Origin of the sequence: Massilia sp. LXY-6 (assembly GCF_051233485.1) — a bacterium.
Taxonomy (GTDB): Bacteria; Pseudomonadota; Gammaproteobacteria; order Burkholderiales; family Burkholderiaceae_D; genus Telluria.
Window position 1 is genome coordinate 47,766 of the sequence record NZ_JBKFGF010000031.1, and the last position, 16,572, is coordinate 64,337.

The following is a 16,572-nucleotide window of genomic DNA, read 5'->3' on the forward strand; positions in this document are numbered from 1 at the left end:
CCCTCTATTCGAACCTGCCCTACAGCGAACGGGCAATGATTTCTTTCATGATCTCGTTGGCGCCGCCGTAGATGCGCTGCACGCGGGCGTCGAGATACATCTGCGCGATCGGGTACTCCAGCATGTAGCCGTAGCCGCCGAACAGCTGCACGCACTGGTCGACGATCTTGCACTGCAGGTCGGTGATCCAGTACTTGGCCATCGAGGCCTGCACGGTGTCCATGCGGCCGGCGATCACATCCTGGATGCAGCGGTCGACGAACACGCGCGCCACGAACGCCTCGGTCCTGGCCTCGGCCAGCACGAAGCGGGTGTTCTGCATCTCGATCAGGGCCTGGCCGAAGGCCTTGCGCTCCTTCGCATGCGCGACCGTGAGTTCGATCGCGCGCTCGATCGAGGCCACGCCGCATACGCCGACGATGCTGCGCTCGTAGGGCAACTCCGTCATCAGCTGGGCGAAGCCGCGCCCTTCATCCCCGCCCAGCACGTTCTCCAGCGGCACGTGTACGTCGTCGAAGAACAGCTCGCAGGTGTCCTGGCCCTTCTGCCCGACCTTTTCCAGGATGCGGCCGACGCGAAAGCCGGCCACGTTCGCGCCGGCGCAGTTGGAGCCCGATTGGTCTCGGGTTTCGACCAGCATCAGCGAGATGCCGCGGCTTCCAGCGGCCGGATCGGTCTTCGCGACCACCAGGATCAGGTCGGCCATGTAGCCGTTCGAGATGAAGGTCTTCGAACCGTTCAGGCGATAGCCGTCGCCGCTCCGGGTGGCCGTGGTGCGGATGCCCTTCAGGTCGGAGCCGGCGCCCGGCTCCGACATGGCGATCGCCGCGATCAGCTCGCCGCTGGCCAGCTTCGGCAGATAGGCGCGCTTCTGCTCCTCGGTGCCCTGGTTCAGCAGGTAATGGGCGACGATGGCGTGCACGTGCAGGCCGAAGGCGGTGTCGCCGGCGTAGCACAGCTCCTCGAACACCACGCACTGGTGGGCAAAGCTGCCGCCCGAGCCACCGTATTCGTCGGGGACGTCGGCCAGCAGCAGGCCCATCTCGCCGGCCTTGCGCCAGACCTCGCGGTCGACGTGCTGCTGCTCGCGCCAGTGCTGCTGGTGCGGAACGATCTCATGGTCGACGAAGCGGCGCACGGCCGAGCGAAAGCCGTCGAGTTCCGCGTCCATCCAGGGAGAAACGTAGTCCATGCTCGCTCCCTTTTACGCGCGGTACATGGTGACGACACAGGCGCCGCCCAGCCCCAGGTTGTGCTGCAGCGCGACCTTCGCGCCCTCGACCTGGCGCGCGCCGGCGCTGCCGCGCAGCTGTTGGGTCAGCTCGAAGCACTGCGCCAGGCCGGTCGCGCCCAGCGGGTGGCCCTTCGAGAGGAGCCCGCCGGACGGATTCGTCACCACCTGGCCGCCGTAGGTGTTGTCGCCATCCCGGATGAATTTGTCGGCGCCGCCTTCGGGGCACAGGCCGAGGGCTTCGTAGGTGATCAGTTCGTTGTGGGCGAAGCAGTCGTGCAGCTCGACCACGTCGAGGTCGTCGGGGCCGATGCCGGCCTGGGCGTAGACCTTCTGCGCCGCTTCGCGGCTCATGTCGTAGCCGACCAGGCGCATCATGTCGTCCGCATCGAAGGTGCTGGGGCGGTCGGTGGTCATCGCTTGGGCCGCGATATGGACGTCGGCGCGCAGGCCGTGCTTTTTCGCGAAGCTTTCCGAAACCAGCACCGCGGCGGCCGCGCCGCAGGTCGGCGGGCAGGCCATCAGGCGGGTCATCACGCCGGGCCAGATCTCGGGCGCGTCGAGCACGTCCTGCGCGCTGACCTCCTTGCGGAACAGGGCCAGCGGGTTGTTGACGGCATGGCGGCTGGCCTTGGCGCGGATGCGGGCGAACGCCTCCAGCGGGGTGCCGTATTTTTCCATATGCGCCAGCCCGGCACCGCCGAAATAGCGCAGCGCCAGCGGGATCTCGGCACGGCCCACCAGGCGGTCGGTGACGGCGTCGAAGTCGTCGAAGGGCGCCGCGCGGTCGGTAAACACGGACGCCAGCGCGCCGGGGCTCATCTGCTCGAAGCCCAGCACCAGCACACAATCGGCGGCGCCGCTCTGCACGGCCTGCCGCGCCAGGTACAGCGCGGTGGAACCGGTCGAGCAGTTGTTGTTGACGTTGACGATCGGGATGCCGGTCATGCCGACGCCATACAGCGCCTTCTGGCCGCAGGTCGAATCGCCGTAGACGTAGCCGACGTAGGCCTGCTCGACATCCTCGTAGGCGATGCCGGCATCCTCCAGCGCGGCGCGCGCGGCCAGCGCTCCCATCTCGTGGTAAGGGGCGCTCGCGCCCGGCTTGGCGAAGGGGATCATGCCCACGCCGGTGACGAATACTTTCTGGCTCATCGATGTCTCCTTTTTTCCGGTCACGCGACCTGGTTTTCGGACAATTATAGGTCAAGTGTACTAGTCGATAAAGTATAATCGGCACATGGCGACGACACTCGACAGCACGCTCAGGAACAAGGTCTCGGGCACCACCGAAAAGGGACTGGGCCGGGCGCAGGACATCCTGCTGGCGGCGCGCGGCCTGCTCGCCGCCGAGGGCTATGCCGGGCTGTCGATGCGCCGGGTGGCGCAGGCCGCGGGCATGAGCCTGTCGAACGTGCAGCACTATTACGGCAGCAAGGACCAGCTGCTGGAAGCGCTGCTGCTGACCACCATGGACGCGTTCCAGGCCCGCATGGACGGCATCGCCGCCGCCATGCGCGAGCGCTCGCAGCTGGAGCGTTTCCTGTCGACGGTCGACATGTTCCTGGAAGAGATCACCGATCCGGTCATCCACGCCCTGTTCTTCGAGATCTGGGCGCTGGCTTCGCGCAATCCCTTCGCCTCGACCCTGATGGACAAGATGCTGGGGCGCGAGCGCAAGACTGTCTACAACCTGATCCGCGGCCTGAACCCGGCCATCTCCGACGAGGAAACCATGCAGCGCGCGATCCTGATGGTGGCCCAGATCGAGGGTCTGATGCTGTTCCGGCTCGACAAGCGCCGGCGGCGCGCGCAGTTCGACGCGGTGCGGGCGTCGCTGCGCAAGGCCTTGCTGGCGCTGGCGACCATGCCGTAGGGTGGGCACCACGTGCCCACGCCGGCCGGGCCTCCCCTACGCGATGTCGCTTATACTGGACCGGTTTTTCTTTACAAGGAGGCCACGTCCGCATGCCCCACAACATCAGTCTGATCACCACCATTGCCGCCGCCCTCGGGTCCGGCTTGCTGTTCGGCATGCTCGCCGTCCGCATGCGCCTGCCGGCCCTGGTCGGCTATCTTGCCGCCGGCGTCCTGATCGGCCCCGCCACGCCCGGCTTCGTCGCCGACGTTGCGCTCGCGTCCCAGCTGGCCGAGATTGGCGTGATGCTGCTGATGTTCGGGGTCGGCCTTCACTTCTCGCTCGACGACCTAATGGAAGTGAAGGGCATCGCCCTGCCCGGCGCGGTGCTGCAGATCACGGTGGCAACCCTGATGGGCATGGGCGTGAGCCATCTGTGGGGATGGGGACTGGGCGCGGGCCTGGTGTTCGGCCTGGCGCTGTCGGTGGCCAGCACGGTGGTGCTGTTGCGGGCGCTGGAAGACCGCGGCCAGCTCGATTCCTTCAACGGCCGCATCGCGGTCGGCTGGCTGGTGGTCGAGGACCTGGTCACGGTGCTGATGCTGGTGCTGCTGCCGGCGCTGGCCGGTCCGCTGGGCGGCAACGCCGGCGACGCCGCCGGCGGTTCGCTGTGGCTCGCGCTCGGCAAGACCCTGCTGTTGGTGGGCGCCTTCATCGCCTTCATGCTGGTGGTGGGCCGCAAATTGTTCCCCTGGTTCCTGTGGCGCGTCGCCAAGACCGGCTCGCGCGAGCTGTTCACGCTGTCCGTGATCACGGCGGCGGTCGGCATCGCCTACGGCTCGTCGGAACTGTTCGGCGTCTCGTTCGCGCTGGGCGCCTTCTTCGCCGGCATGGTCCTGCGCGAGTCGGCGCTGAGCCACCGCGCGGCCGAGGAAACCCTGCCGCTGCGCGACGCGTTCTCGGTGCTGTTCTTCGTCTCGGTCGGCATGCTGTTCGATCCGCGCGTGCTGGTCGAACATCCGATCGAGGTGCTGGCGGTGGTCGCCATCGTCCTGTTCGGCAAATCGCTGGCGGCCTTCATCCTGGTGCTGGCGCTGCGCTATCCGCTCAACACGGCGATCACGGTCTCGGCCAGCCTGGCCCAGATTGGCGAGTTCTCCTTCATCCTGGCGGCGCTGGGCATGTCGCTGGGCCTGCTGCCCGAGCTCGGCCAGAACCTGATCCTGGCCGGCGCCATCATCTCGATCGCGGTGAACCCGCTGATGTTCAAGGCGATCAACCCGCTGCAGGAGTGGCTGCGCTCGAAGTCCGACCTGGCGCGCAAGCTGGAGCGTTCGGCCGACCCGCTGGCCGAGCTGCCGACGACGGTCACGCACGAGCGCCTGACCGGCCAGGTGGTGCTGGTCGGCTACGGCCGCGTGGGCAGGCGCATTGCCGAAGAACTGAGCCGCGAGGGCGTGCACTACGTGGTGGCGGAGCAGAACCGCGAGATGGTCGAGGAACTGCGGCGCCACGACCAGCCGGCGGTGGCCGGCAACGCGGCCGATCCGGCGGTGCTGATCCAGGCCCACATCGCCCGTGCCTCGATGCTGGTCATCGCCACGCCCGATACCTTCCACGTGCGCGCCATGATCAAGACGGCCAAGGCGCTGAACCCTGACATCCGCTGCGTGGTGCGGACCCACAGCGAGGAAGAGGCGCGCCTGCTGCGCGAAGAGACCGGCGGCACCGTGTTCGTCGGCGAGCGCGAGCTGGCCAGGAGCATGACGGACCATGTGCTGAATGGACTGGCGGCAGCGCCCACGGCGCATTGAACCCGCCGGCCCCGGCGGGATCAGGCGTGCGTGGCCGATTCTTGCCGTCTTGTACAGTGGCCGCTCGGCCACTGCCGGGATGCCCGGATTCGACATGCACCATGACCGCCACCGCCTCGCCTACCTGATCGACCGCCTGGTCGCCTCCGACCCCGCGCTGGAGCGGCTGCGCGGCAGCCTGCGCGGGGTCCTGACCGCCGGCATCGCCGCCGGCCTGTTCCTGCTCCTGACCCGCCGTCTGGGCCTGAAATTCGAACTGTCCCTGGGCGGTATCGTGGTGCCGATGATCGCCGCCGTCGCCCTGCCGGATGCCGGCCGCCGCCAGCAGCAGGTGACGATGGCCTGGGTGCCGGTGGTCGCCAGCGCAATGCTGGTGCTCGGCAGCCTGGTGGGCGGCAATCCATGGCTGAGCGGCGGCTGCTTCCTCCTGATCATCTTCGTGGCCTTCGAAGTGCGCCGCTTCGGCCCCCGCGCCGGCGGTCTCGGCACGATCGCCTACCAATCCTTTTTCTATGCGCTGCTGCTGAAGGTCCCAGCCTCGAAAGCGTACTGGGATCCGCTGTTCGTGTTCGCCGGCTGCGCCATCGCCTTCGGCATCCGTTTCTGGCTGGTGCCGGAGCACCCCGGCCGGATGCTGCGCAACGAGCTGCGCGCCTGGCGCGCCCGCATCGCCGCGCTGCTGCACGACCTGGCGCGCCGGCTGGACGATGGTGGCAAGGCCGGCGGCGAGGCGGCCGGCAAGCGGGTCGATGCCCACCTGGCCGCCCTGAACGGACAGTCGCTCGGCCTCGAATCGCGCCTCGCCGGATTCGCTCGGGATCCCGACGGCGCGGATACCGCCGCCCTGCGCGCGGAAGTCCTGCACGGCGAGCTGGCGGCGGAAGCCGTCGCCGCGGCGGTGCGCGCGGCCGGCGGGAGCGGCGACCGCGAGCGGCGCCGTCTCGCGGCCGGCCTGCGCGCGCTGGCGGAGGAGGTCGGCCACGGCCGCGCGATCGATTCCGCCGCCTGGAGCGCGCGCTACGCGCCCGCCGCCGGGGTACTGCCGGAAGCGCTGCGCTGGCGGCTGCGCCGGGCCCTGGATACGCTGGCCCGGCTGCCCTCGTTGCGCCAGCCTTCGCCGGCCATGCGCGACGAGCGCCAGCCGCTGCCCATCCCCGCCTCCGCCGGCGCCGGGAACAGAGCCTGGTGGGACGACGACACCACCCGGCGCGCGCTGCAGGCATGCGCCGCCGCGCTGGCCGCCCTGCTGGCGGGACGGGCGCTGTCGCCGGATCACTGGTTCTGGGCGGTGTTCGCATCCTTCGTGGTGTTCGCGCGCACGGCGACGGTCGGGCAGACCCTGTCGGGCGCATGGCGGCAAATCCTGGCCACGGTCGCCGGCGTCTGCGTGGGCATCGCGGCGGCGGAACTGGTGCACGGCCACCGCGGCATCGAGCTGTCGCTGCTGTTCGTCTTCATCGCGGCGGGCTTCTACGCCTTCCACGGCATGCAGAACGCCTACACGGTGCTGCTGAGCGCCATGCTGGCCATGCTGTACGAATTGATGGGCATGAACAGCCCGGGCCTGCTGCTGCTCAGGCTTGAAGAAACCGCGATCGGCGCGCTCAGCGCCGTCCTCAGCGCCCGGCTGGTCCTGCCGGCCCACACCCGCGACGAATCCGGCAGCAAGAGCGCCGGACTGCTGCGGGCGGCGGCCGGCTTGCTGCGCGCGGTATGGACCAATCGGCAAGCCGCGGCCCAGCATGCGGCGATGCGCGAGCTGGACCGGGCAGTCCAGGCGCTGCGCCAGGCGCTCGGCCCGGTCACCGGGACCGACTATCCGGGCTCGAAGCAAAACCGCCGCCAGCACCTGGCACGGCTGGCGCGCCTCGCCTACTGCGTGCGGCATGGCTGCGCGCTGGCGATGCACCATGCGCCCCGGCTCGCGCAATCGGACCCGCTGCGCGAGGCGGCCGGCGTACTGGCGTCCCGCCTCGATGGCACGGCCGGCCTGCTGGCGTCGCCGGAGCGGCGCACGCAGCCGCAGGAAGCCCTGCCCGCGCTCGTGCTGCCCGAGGAGAAACGGGCCGATGCCGACGCCATCCCGTTTCAGCTGGCCGCGCGCTGGCTGGTGGAGACGGACCAAGCCCTGCGCGCAGTCCGCGCCGAGCTGCAGGCCCCCGGCAAGCCCTGAAAAAAAAGCGGCGGACATCGCTGTCCGCCGCCTCATCCATCACTTCCGGTCGCTCTTTACATCAAGCCACCGCTTCGTCGGTTTCCGTGCACAGCTTCAGGCTGGCGTGGCGCTGCAGCTTGAGGCCGGACAGCAAGGCCTCCTTGTGCTCTTCGAGCAGGGCGAACACGGCATCCTTGGACAGCACGTACTGGTCGAGCAGGGTTTCCTTGATGGCGAGGATCACCTTCTCGTAGTCGCGGATCGCATCCAGCGTGTAGCTGTACAGCTCATCGGACTTTTCCTCGACCTGGCGCAGGGTGTGCTCGCCGGAGGCGTCGTTCTGCAACTGGCTGTAGTCGATCTTGGCGCGCGAGTACATCGAGAGGCGGCCGACCATCAGGTTCAGCATCTTGGTGATCTTCTCGATGTCGTTCTGGCTGCCGACCGAGATGCCGCGGGCGCCGTAGAACAGCTCTTCCGCGGCGACGCCGCCGTACAGGCCGATCACGTCGCGCTCCAGCTCTTCCAGGGTGCGCAGCGACATGTCGTCGCCCGACTGCAGCACGTAACCCAGGGCGCCGATCTTCGACACGGCTTCGGTGCTGATCTTCAGCAGGTGCGATTTTTCCTTCACCTCCTCCAGGCTCATGCCGGCACGCAGGAAGGGGTCGATCTGCATGAAGAAGTGGCCCAGTTCGTGCACGGCGATGCGCTCGCGCTGCTTGTGCTTCTCGGCGGTGGTGGCGCGGTCGGTCAGGCCGATGGTCGCGCGCTCATACGCACGGAACAGCAGGTCGGTGTTGATGATGACCTTTTCCTGGATCGACAGCATCGATGCGCGTTCGACCACGGATTCCAGCAGCGCCGGGCTGAGGTTCTGGGTGATCTCGGCCACCTGGTCCAGGTCGAGGTCCTGGTAATCGACCAGGCCTTCCTTCTTGCGCGACAGGAAGCTGCGCAGCAGTTCGCGGCGCTCGGCCTTGTTCGGCAGGCGGAAGTTGATCTTCACCGAGAAGCGGCGCAGCATCGCTTCGTCCATGTCGGTCGAGGCGTCGTCGAAGTTCGAGGCGACCACCCAGATCACGCCCTGGCCCTTGTCGCTCTTTACGCCGTCCAGCAGGCCCAGCAGGGTGTTGGCGGTATCGTCTTCCCATTTCTTTTCGCTGCGGCCGCGCGGCATGAACAGGCTCTGCGCTTCATCCAGGAAGATGATGCAGCGGCCGCGGCTTGCCGCCTTGCGGTACAGGGCGTTCAGGGCCTTGGAGCCGCCGCCGACGTAGCCCGATTCCAGCGCCGAGCCCGAGGCCTGGATCAGCGGGATGTCGAGGCGCTTGGCCAGGTAACCGACCAGCTTGGTCTTGCCGGTGCCGGCAGGACCGGTCAGCATGACGTTGAAGGGCTTGTCGATATTGTGCTCTTTGTACAGCTCGCGGTTGCGGATCATGTCTTCCAGGTGGAGGACTTCCTGCTTGATGTCTTCCATGCCGATCAGGTCGTCCATCGAGCCTTTCAGCTTGTCCGGCGAGATCAGCTGGGCGTTGCCGTTCATGCCCGGGATGCCGAATTTCACGGCGTACAGGATCACCAGCAGCACGGTCAGGTCGAGCGCGTGGCGCTTCAGGAAGGACAGGACGTCGGTGCCGAAGCCTTCGTTCTCGTCCTGCAGCACGGCCTTGTGCGATGCCAGGTAGTCGTCCTTGGCGATCGAATACGGGATCGCGTTCTTCAGCAGGACTTCACGCTCGAGCGACAGGTGGGAGGTGCTCGGCACCTTCACCACGTGCAGCTGCGGCGCGCCCTTGAACTTGTAGATATAGCGCGGCGTGTCGGACAGCGGATTGGCCACCAGCAAATAGTCCAGGCGGTCCTTCTGCATGGCCAGCTCGGTGATCTCGGAAATGTTCTGCGAATGGACGACCGGGGATGGGTCCTGCGGGACGTCGGCCTTGTAAATGCCCCAGCCCACCAGCATGCCTAATAATACGGCAGTCACGATACGGACGTAAACATTCTTAAAGGCAATTTGAAGTCGAGCAAAATTGGGCATATATCAGTACTCTTTAATCTGAAGGTGCTTCACGACGTTGATATTGCGTGCCTTCCGAAGTGCCGAGTGGACGCGAAAGGCGGCGGTGCATGGGACCGCATGGGATGCAAACGTAGGCGTCTGCTATTGTTTTGATGCCCGAGGGCAATAGGGATATGGAGACTATACCCCCAAAGAAAAGGGAGGTGTATACCGTGCGCTTAAAAAACTTTAGAACACAACAGAAGTAATCAAACTGATACCAATTTTCTTTGCAATTTCAATAAGTTAACTAAACAAAACGCAAAGTTTTCTCATTTATTTGCGTATTAAACAAGTATTCCTGAGATAATATTTTCAATTCTATTAATTATAAAATATTCATTTTTTCTATTCATAAAGAAACAGGTAACAAGACGTAACGCGCGCAATTAAAACTGTATTTTTGTTATGCTGAATTCATACCCGGATGCGTTGTCGAAGGGGCATTGCCGGGTCATGCCGGTATTGTCGCCAGACATTTAGAAGGAATGACCGTGAAACGATACGTTCTTGCCGCAACACTCAGTCTGCTCTTCGGCAGCGCCGCCCAGGCCGCCGCCATCGACCTCGACACAACCCATGCCATCGCCCATCGCCTTGCCGATATTTCGGCGGCCGCGCGTACCGAAGTGGTAGCACCGCCCTCGCCTTCCATGTCCGAGCTGCCGGAACCCGAAGTATTTGCCATGATGCTGGTGGGCCTGATTCTGATCGGCTACCGCGCGAGCCGCGACAGTAGCGAAAAGTTCGAGAAATAAACTGGCCTGGAGGACGGGAGAGTCGACGGCGCCGGTGGCGCCGTTGTCGTTTGAAGGGTACGTGAACATCATACCCAGGTTCTTTATATGGTGCTGGAAGCCCGGTTCACAAGTGGCCGTTCACGCCGCTTCGGTGCACAGCGCGTGCAGCTTCAGCAAGGTGGCCCAGTTGCGCGACGTGGTCGTATCGCCCAGCTGCTTGCCGAGTGCGGCGGCGGCAGCACTGTCGAGGATGCCGCCCGGGCACCAGACGTAGGCCGCACGTCCGCCGAGCGCGGCGGCGCCGGGATGCCAGTCCTGGCCGCACAGGGCTTCGAGCGCCTCGCGCGCCTGCGGATGGGCATGCGGGTCGGAAAGGATGAAGGCCAGCAGGCGCGAATGGTCGCCCGCCTGGCCGAGCAAGGGATTGCCGGCGATGATGGAGGCGAGCTCGCCGGCGTCGAGCACCAGGACGCGTGCCGCCACGCCCAGTTTCAGCACCAGGGTTTCTTCGATCTCGCCGGCCACCTGGTCCTGCGGCCGCACCGGTCCGCTGAAGACCAGATTGCCGCTGTTGAGAACACTGCGCACCTCGGTATAGCCCAGGTCGCCGACCAGCTTGCGCAGGTCGGCCATGGCGATACGTTTTGCGCGTCCAACATTCACGCCCCTCAGCAGGGCGATGTAGCGTTTGCCTGTCATGGCGCGCATGGTACCTTGGCGCCGCCGCGGATGGCGCAGCACACTTATGCCGGCCTTAAAAGCTGGTCCGATCGGCAGGCGGGACAGGTTCTTACTTGAGCAGGCCTTCGTTGCGCAGCGCCTGCTGCACCGCCGGACGGGCGGCGACGCGCTGTGTGTAGGCGGCGAACACCGGCCATTGCCCCAGGTCGAACTGGACGAAATTGGCCCAGCCCAGCACCGTGAACAGGTAGCCGTCGGCCACCGTGAATTGCGAACCCATCAGGTAATCGCGGCCTTCCAGCTGGCCGGCCAGCCAGTTCAGGCGGTTCGTCAGGTGGGCGCGCGCCGCTTCCTTCATGTCTTCGGTCGAGGTCGGGCGGAACAGCGGGCTGAAGCTCTTGTGCAGCTCGGTCGAGATGAAGGTCAGCCACTCGATCAGGCGATAACGCTCCAGGCTGCCGTTGGCCGGCGCCAGCTGGCGCTCCGGGGCCAGGTCGGCAATGAACTGGACGATGGCCGGGCCTTCGGTCAGCACGGCGCCGTCCTTCAGCTCGAGTGCGGGTACATAGCCCTTCGGATTGATGGTGAGGAAATCGAGGCCGCTGGCGGTCTGCTTGGCGCGCACGTCGACGCGCTCCAGCGTGAAATCCAGACCTGCCTCGAGCAGTGCGATGTGGGGAGACAGCGAGCAGGCGCCGGGGCTGAAATACAGTTTCATGGTGGTCCTATCAAAAAAGGGCTCGCCGAGAATACAACAGTTTTCGGCGTCTTGCCGGTCCGACCAATCTTTCATCCATGCCGGATGGTAATATAAATCCGTTAACAAAAAGCAAGAGGTACGCATGAATAGGGCTTACCGGATGACACCCCTGGCCGAGGTCCAGCCCGGCATGATGCTGGGCGAGGTGCTGCGCGACGGGAAGGGGAACGTGCTGCTGGCGCACGGCGTGGTGCTGAGCGAGGGCATGCTGGCATCGCTGGCCCGGCACGGCATCGAGATGCTGCCCATCCTGGCCGCCGACCGTCCCGTAGCCACGATCGACCCGGGCCGCCTCCAGCAAAGGCTGGACCGCGTGTTCCGCAATCATGAGCGCGGCAACCATAGTGACTGGGCAACTGGCATCCTGCGCCAATACGTCGAGGATTTCCGCCTGGGACGCAAGGTGCAGCCATGAGCATGTTCTCTTCGGAACGACTGGCCCAGGGCGTGCAGGACCTGCCTTCCCTGCCCGCCGTCGTGATGGAACTGCTCAGCAACCTCGAGCAGGAAAACGTCGACATCTCGGTACTGGCGAAAAAGGTTTCCTACGACCAGGCCCTGACCGCCAAGACCCTGCGCCTGGCGAATTCGTCCTCCTACGGCCTGCAGGTCAAAGTCGCGACGATCCAGCAAGCGATTACTTTCCTCGGCTTCCAGACCACGCGCAACCTGATCACGGCGGCGGCCGTCACCGGCTGTTTCCCGAATGGACGCTGTCCGGGCTTCAACGACAAGGCGTTCTGGCGCCATTCGATCGCGACCGCAGCCTGCTCCCGTTCGCTGGCGCGGCGCCTGCGCTTCAACCAGGATGTCGCCTTCACGGCAGGCTTGCTGCACGACATAGGCCGCCTGGTGCTGGTGAGCGGTCATCCGCAGGCCTACGGCGAGGTGTTGGCCTGGCGCAGGAAACACAATGGCGAGTGGCTGGATGCCGAGCGCGCCATACTGGGCGTCGATCATGTGGAGGCCGGGGTGGCCCTGGCCGAGCATTGGAACTTTTCGGACACGATGCGCCAGGCGATCGCCTACCACCACGCGCCCGGGACGCCGGGGGCGGGTTTCCTGGCTGCCATCGTCCATGTCGCCAACGCGGTCGTCCATGCGCTCGACCTGGCGGGCGAGGAAGATGAACTGGTGCCGGCGCTGTCCAGCGTGGCCTGGGATGCAATGGGTTTGAACGAGGAAGCGTATCTGGATCTGTTCCGCGAAACGGAACAGCAACTGGAAGAGATGTCGGCCATCCTGATGGCGTGAGGTCTTTCAACCTCCAGGCTCAGGATGGCCTTCAAGTGACGGCAGCGGATGCGAACCCGCTGCCGGGTCTAGCCGAAGGCATGACAGGACCGGCTGTCATGCCTACGGCATCAGTGCGCATAATTGCCGGATTTCGAAGCCTCGCTTTGATCTTGCGGCTGGGCTTGTTGCTGCTGAGCGGCTTGCTGAGCGGCGGCCTCTTTCGCAGCTTTTTCTTCAGGCTTCGGGCGGCCTTGTGCGTCGGACAGGCGATATTTGGTGCGGCGATCGCCCATCAGGTCGCGCAGGTCGCGGATGCTCATGCCGGTCACTTCGTGCATACGGATCAGCAGCGACGCACCGACCGGCAGGCGATGGTGACGGATCTTGCTGATCACCGGCGGAGCGACTTCCAGCATGCGCGACAGCGCTGCGTCGTTCTTCAGCTGCATCTTGCCGAGCAGGATGTCCAGCAAGTGGTTCGGGTTGTAGCTTTCCTGTGAAGACAGAGCGTGATGTGCCATGATTACCTCGTGAGTGGTTAAAATAGTTCTCTTACGAACTTTGTTAAAGACTTCGTTTCGTCAACATAAGTTCCCGGATCACGTTACCGAACGATTAAGCTTCTGCGCGTCGACAACGGCCCCGGATCCCGTGCGCTCCTAACTCGCTTCCCTTACGCACTTGTTTTTCGAACAAATTATCAAACTCATATGTCGAGTTCACACCCGACCTGAGCACGAAAATCATTGGTCGATATCAAGCTATCGTTTGGAAAGCTTGTCATACAGTCATTTCAGCACATGGTGACAGATTGTGGCGCACGCAAGAGTTTTCTTTAACTAAATTTGCAGTTGCTGTTCCGCAGGAACTCTTTGATTTACAAGAAGAAATAAAATATTCGTTCCTACAAGCTAAACATAACAGCTAGCAATGCGATTTCAATATTTAACAATGTAACTGACTGTATCAAAACTTTTGGTTTGGAAATTAACCATTCCCAGTAGCACCGAAACGATGCGCACACGCCCATTTCCTGGCGTGTTTCCGATTTACGGTAAACTGGAATTCACTTGTCAAAGCATCAGCCATGCAGAAAAAAGTATTCATCAAGACCTTCGGTTGCCAAATGAACGAGTACGACTCGGACAAGATGGCGGACGTGCTCGGCGCGTCCGAAGGTCTCGTACGCACCGACACCGCGGAGGATGCCGACGTCATCCTCTTCAATACCTGTTCGGTGCGTGAAAAAGCACAGGAAAAAGTCTTCTCCGACCTTGGCCGCCTGAAGGAGCTCAAGCGCGGCAAGCCGGACCTCGTGATCGGTGTGGGCGGCTGCGTCGCTTCCCAGGAAGGCGCGGCGATCGTCAAGCGCGCGCCCCACGTCGACCTGGTGTTCGGCCCGCAGACCCTGCACCGCCTGCCGCAGATGATCCAGGCGCGCCGCGCGTCCGGCGCGGCCCAGGTCGACATCAGCTTCCCGGAAATCGAGAAATTCGACCACCTGCCGCCCGCCAAGGTCGAGGGACCGGTCGCCTACGTCTCGATCATGGAAGGCTGCAGCAAGTACTGCAGCTACTGCGTGGTGCCGTATACCCGCGGCGAGGAAGTCTCGCGCCGCTTCGAGGACGTGCTGACCGAAGTCGCCGGCCTGGCCGCCCAGGGCGTGAAGGAGATCATGCTGCTGGGCCAGAACGTGAACGCCTACCGCGGCCTGATGGAGGGCGGTGAGAGTGCCGCGCAGTATGCTGATTTTGCCCTGCTGCTCGAATACATCGCCGCGATCCCCGGCATCGAGCGCCTGCGCTTCGTCACCAGCCACCCGAAGGAATTCACCCAGCGCCTGATCGACGCCTACGCCAAGATCCCGCAACTGGTGAACCACCTCTACCTGCCGGTGCAGCACGGTTCCGACCGCATCCTGCAGGCCATGAAGCGCGGCTATACCGGCCTCGAATACAAATCCATCATCCGCCGCATCAAGGCAGTGCGCCCCGACATCTCGATCTCGTCCGACTTCATCGTCGGCTTCCCTGGCGAGAGCGAGGCCGATTTCGAGGCGATGATGAAGCTGGTGGAAGACGTCGGCTTCGACAACAGTTTCAGCTTCATCTTCAGCAAGCGCCCCGGCACCCCGGCCGCCAACCTCGAGGACGACACCCCGCACGAGGTCAAGCTGGCGCGCCTGCAGCGCCTGCAGGCCCGGATCGACCTGAACACCCGCAAGACCAGCGCAAGCATGGTCGGCAGCGTGCAGCGCATCCTGGTCGAAGGCCCCTCTAAAAAGGGCCTCGGCGAGCTTGCCGGCCGCACCGAGAACAACCGCGTCGTAAACTTCGCCCCGGGCGAACTCGGCGAGACGCTGGTCGGCCAGCTGGTCGACGTGCGCATCACCGAAAGCCTGGATTACACCCTGCGCGGCGACCTGGTCGCCAACCTTGAATACGATTGCCAAAACCTTTGAAAACCCAGACACCCACCCAGCCTTCGTACTTCATCCCCGAGCCGCTCGATAACACGCGGCTCGCCCACCTGTGCGGTCCGCTCGACGAAAACCTGCGCCAGATTTCGGCGGCGCTCGACGTCACCATCTTCCGGCGCGGTGAGAAGTTCATCGTCAGCGGCACCAACGCCGAGCGCGCGGTCGAGCTGCTCGAACGTTTCTACGCGGTCGCCAACAAGGTCGTACCGATCGAGGAAGTCCAGCTGGCCCTGGTCGAACAGCGCGCCGGCCTGACGCCGGCCATCGCCGACGCCCCCGCCGCGGCCGAGCTGAAAAAGGAGCCGGGCGAGGCGCTCAGCGAAGAAGCCGAGGGCGGCGAAGAAGCCGGCGAGCTGGTCAGCCCGATGCTGAAGACCCGCCGCAGCGACCTGCGCGGCCGCACCCCGCACCAGATCCAGTACCTGAAGGCGGTGCTGGAACACGACATCAGCTTCGGCATCGGCCCGGCCGGCACCGGCAAGACCTATCTTGCGGTCGCCTGCGCGGTCGATGCCCTCGAGCGCGACGCCGTCAAGCGCATCATCCTGACCCGCCCGGCGGTGGAAGCCGGCGAGCGCCTCGGCTTCCTGCCGGGCGACTTCGCGCAGAAGGTCGATCCCTACCTGCGCCCGCTGTACGATGCGCTGTACGACCTGCTCGGCTTCGACCGCACCCAGAAGCTGTTCGAGAAGCAGGTCATCGAGATCGCCCCGCTGGCCTTCATGCGCGGGCGCACGCTGAACCATGCCTTCGTGATCCTGGACGAAGCCCAGAACACGACGGTCGAGCAGATGAAGATGTTCCTGACCCGCATCGGCTTCGGCAGCAAGGCCGTGGTCACCGGCGACGTCACCCAGGTCGACCTGCACAAGACCCAGCGCAGCGGCCTGGTCGACGCGATGCATGTATTGAAGGACGTGCGCGGCATCGCCTTCAGCCAGTTCTCCAGTGCCGACGTGGTGCGCCACCCGCTGGTGGGCCGCATCGTCGACGCCTACGAAAAATCCGCCTCGATGCAGGAGCTCGGCGCCCTGCCCGGCGTGGCCAAACCCGTGAACCGAAATGCAAGAAAAAAAGCATAAGCTCGAACTGGACGTCCAGTATCCCGACACCCGCCTGGAAGCCTCGATCACGCCCGCGATGATCGAACGCTGGGTCCAGGCCTCCCTGCTCGGCCCGGCCGAGCTGGCGATCCGCTTCGTCGACGCCGCGGAAGGCCAGCAGCTCAACCGCGACTACCGCGGCAAGGACTACGCCACCAACGTGCTGACCTTCGCCTACAACGAAGGCGCCGAACTGGCCGACGACGAGCCGACTCAGGCCGACATCGTGCTCTGCACCGACGTGCTGCAGCGCGAGGCCGAGGAACAGAAGAAGACGGTCGAGGAACACGTCGCCCACCTGGTGGTGCACGGCGTGCTGCACGCGCAGGGCTTCGACCACGAGAACGACGAGGAAGCCGAGGAGATGGAACAGCTCGAGCGCGACATCATGGAAGTGCTGGAGTATCCGGATCCGTACGCGGAGGATTAACCGTAGGGTGGGCACCA

At 64.7% G+C, this 16,572-nt stretch carries 15 protein-coding genes; 9 read left to right on the top strand and 6 right to left on the bottom strand.

Going from position 1 to position 16,572, the window contains the following annotated elements:
• Positions 1 to 19: 19 nt before the first annotated feature.
• Positions 20 to 1,192, bottom strand: a complete 1,173-nt coding sequence (locus ACI48D_RS15175) for an acyl-CoA dehydrogenase family protein (protein WP_435572064.1) — start codon at positions 1,190 to 1,192, stop codon at positions 20 to 22.
• A 12-nt stretch (positions 1,193 to 1,204) separates the two neighbouring features.
• Positions 1,205 to 2,386 carry a lipid-transfer protein gene (locus ACI48D_RS15180; protein WP_435572065.1) on the bottom strand — a complete coding sequence of 394 codons (1,182 nt, stop codon included), beginning with the start codon at positions 2,384 to 2,386 and terminating at the stop codon, positions 1,205 to 1,207.
• Between the two features lie 85 nt (positions 2,387 to 2,471).
• On the opposite strand from ACI48D_RS15180, the gene ACI48D_RS15185 reads away from it, so the two are divergent.
• The 3 genes from ACI48D_RS15185 to ACI48D_RS15195 all read left to right on the top strand — a co-directional run bounded on the left by ACI48D_RS15185 (position 2,472) and on the right by ACI48D_RS15195 (position 7,076).
• Positions 2,472 to 3,107, top strand: coding sequence for a TetR/AcrR family transcriptional regulator (locus ACI48D_RS15185; RefSeq protein WP_435572066.1), 636 nt, complete (start codon positions 2,472 to 2,474; stop codon positions 3,105 to 3,107).
• Positions 3,108 to 3,199: 92 nt separating this feature from the next.
• Complete coding sequence (gene ybaL, locus ACI48D_RS15190; RefSeq protein WP_435572067.1) at positions 3,200 to 4,903, top strand: YbaL family putative K(+) efflux transporter; 1,704 nt, start codon at positions 3,200 to 3,202, stop codon at positions 4,901 to 4,903.
• A 94-nt stretch (positions 4,904 to 4,997) separates the two neighbouring features.
• Complete coding sequence (locus ACI48D_RS15195) at positions 4,998 to 7,076, top strand: FUSC family protein (protein WP_435572068.1); 2,079 nt, start codon at positions 4,998 to 5,000, stop codon at positions 7,074 to 7,076.
• Positions 7,077 to 7,137: 61 nt separating this feature from the next.
• Here the strand turns inward: ACI48D_RS15195 and ACI48D_RS15200 are convergent, their stop codons facing one another.
• Entirely contained in the window at positions 7,138 to 9,105 is a 1,968-nt protein-coding gene (locus ACI48D_RS15200; protein ID WP_435572069.1) for an AAA family ATPase, read from the bottom strand.
• A 515-nt stretch (positions 9,106 to 9,620) separates the two neighbouring features.
• On the opposite strand from ACI48D_RS15200, the gene ACI48D_RS15205 reads away from it, so the two are divergent.
• Positions 9,621 to 9,884, top strand: coding sequence for a hypothetical protein (locus ACI48D_RS15205; RefSeq protein ID WP_435572070.1), 264 nt, complete (start codon positions 9,621 to 9,623; stop codon positions 9,882 to 9,884).
• Between the two features lie 120 nt (positions 9,885 to 10,004).
• On the opposite strand, the gene ACI48D_RS15210 is transcribed toward ACI48D_RS15205, so the two are convergent.
• Together ACI48D_RS15210 and gstA are read right to left on the bottom strand one after the other, a co-directional pair.
• On the bottom strand, positions 10,005 to 10,574 hold the full coding sequence (locus ACI48D_RS15210) for a DUF1697 domain-containing protein (RefSeq protein ID WP_435572071.1): 570 nt from the start codon (positions 10,572 to 10,574) through the stop codon (positions 10,005 to 10,007).
• Between the two features lie 82 nt (positions 10,575 to 10,656).
• The gene (gstA, locus tag ACI48D_RS15215; protein WP_435572072.1) at positions 10,657 to 11,265 is read right to left on the bottom strand and encodes a glutathione transferase GstA; all 609 of its coding nucleotides are present in this window, start codon (positions 11,263 to 11,265) and stop codon (positions 10,657 to 10,659) included.
• Positions 11,266 to 11,389: 124 nt separating this feature from the next.
• On the opposite strand from gstA, the gene ACI48D_RS15220 reads away from it, so the two are divergent.
• Both ACI48D_RS15220 and ACI48D_RS15225 read left to right on the top strand, forming a co-directional pair.
• A complete protein-coding gene (locus ACI48D_RS15220) occupies positions 11,390 to 11,722 on the top strand; it encodes a hypothetical protein (protein WP_435572073.1) in 333 nt (110 codons plus the stop codon).
• Positions 11,719 to 12,561 (top strand): HDOD domain-containing protein, encoded by an 843-nt coding sequence (locus ACI48D_RS15225; RefSeq protein ID WP_435572074.1) that lies wholly within the window; start codon positions 11,719 to 11,721, stop codon positions 12,559 to 12,561. The genes ACI48D_RS15220 and ACI48D_RS15225 overlap by 4 nt, the downstream gene beginning before the upstream one ends.
• 110 nt (positions 12,562 to 12,671) lie before the next feature.
• On the opposite strand, the gene ACI48D_RS15230 is transcribed toward ACI48D_RS15225, so the two are convergent.
• Entirely contained in the window at positions 12,672 to 13,016 is a 345-nt protein-coding gene (locus tag ACI48D_RS15230) for a hypothetical protein (RefSeq protein ID WP_435572075.1), read from the bottom strand.
• A gap of 614 nt (positions 13,017 to 13,630) precedes the next feature.
• On the opposite strand from ACI48D_RS15230, the gene miaB reads away from it, so the two are divergent.
• Genes miaB through ybeY form a run of 3 tightly spaced genes read left to right on the top strand, consistent with a single transcriptional unit; the run spans position 13,631 to position 16,555 of the window.
• Complete coding sequence (gene miaB / locus ACI48D_RS15235) at positions 13,631 to 15,004, top strand: tRNA (N6-isopentenyl adenosine(37)-C2)-methylthiotransferase MiaB (protein WP_435572076.1); 1,374 nt, start codon at positions 13,631 to 13,633, stop codon at positions 15,002 to 15,004.
• On the top strand, positions 15,001 to 16,104 hold the full coding sequence (locus tag ACI48D_RS15240; protein ID WP_435572077.1) for a PhoH family protein: 1,104 nt from the start codon (positions 15,001 to 15,003) through the stop codon (positions 16,102 to 16,104). The genes miaB and ACI48D_RS15240 overlap by 4 nt, the downstream gene beginning before the upstream one ends.
• Positions 16,085 to 16,555: an rRNA maturation RNase YbeY gene (ybeY, locus tag ACI48D_RS15245; RefSeq protein WP_435572078.1), complete on the top strand. Its 471-nt coding sequence runs from the start codon at positions 16,085 to 16,087 to the stop codon at positions 16,553 to 16,555. The genes ACI48D_RS15240 and ybeY overlap by 20 nt, the downstream gene beginning before the upstream one ends.
• Positions 16,556 to 16,572 lie beyond the last annotated feature (17 nt).

Bases quoted from the DNA above. Each gene is read 5' to 3' on its own strand.
- ACI48D_RS15175 (WP_435572064.1), bottom strand. From the start codon at position 1,192: ATGGACTACGTTTCTCCCTGGATGGACGCGGAACTCGACGGCTTTCGC.
- ACI48D_RS15210 (WP_435572071.1), bottom strand. From the start codon at position 10,574: ATGCGCGCCATGACAGGCAAACGCTACATCGCCCTGCTGAGGGGCGTG.
- ACI48D_RS15200 (WP_435572069.1), bottom strand. From the start codon at position 9,105: ATGCCCAATTTTGCTCGACTTCAAATTGCCTTTAAGAATGTTTACGTC.
- ACI48D_RS15180 (WP_435572065.1), bottom strand. From the start codon at position 2,386: ATGAGCCAGAAAGTATTCGTCACCGGCGTGGGCATGATCCCCTTCGCC.
- ybaL (WP_435572067.1), top strand. From the start codon at position 3,200: ATGCCCCACAACATCAGTCTGATCACCACCATTGCCGCCGCCCTCGGG.
- ACI48D_RS15220 (WP_435572073.1), top strand. From the start codon at position 11,390: ATGAATAGGGCTTACCGGATGACACCCCTGGCCGAGGTCCAGCCCGGC.
- gstA (WP_435572072.1), bottom strand. From the start codon at position 11,265: ATGAAACTGTATTTCAGCCCCGGCGCCTGCTCGCTGTCTCCCCACATC.
- ACI48D_RS15195 (WP_435572068.1), top strand. From the start codon at position 4,998: ATGCACCATGACCGCCACCGCCTCGCCTACCTGATCGACCGCCTGGTC.
- ybeY (WP_435572078.1), top strand. From the start codon at position 16,085: ATGCAAGAAAAAAAGCATAAGCTCGAACTGGACGTCCAGTATCCCGAC.
- ACI48D_RS15225 (WP_435572074.1), top strand. From the start codon at position 11,719: ATGAGCATGTTCTCTTCGGAACGACTGGCCCAGGGCGTGCAGGACCTG.
- ACI48D_RS15185 (WP_435572066.1), top strand. From the start codon at position 2,472: ATGGCGACGACACTCGACAGCACGCTCAGGAACAAGGTCTCGGGCACC.
- miaB (WP_435572076.1), top strand. From the start codon at position 13,631: ATGCAGAAAAAAGTATTCATCAAGACCTTCGGTTGCCAAATGAACGAG.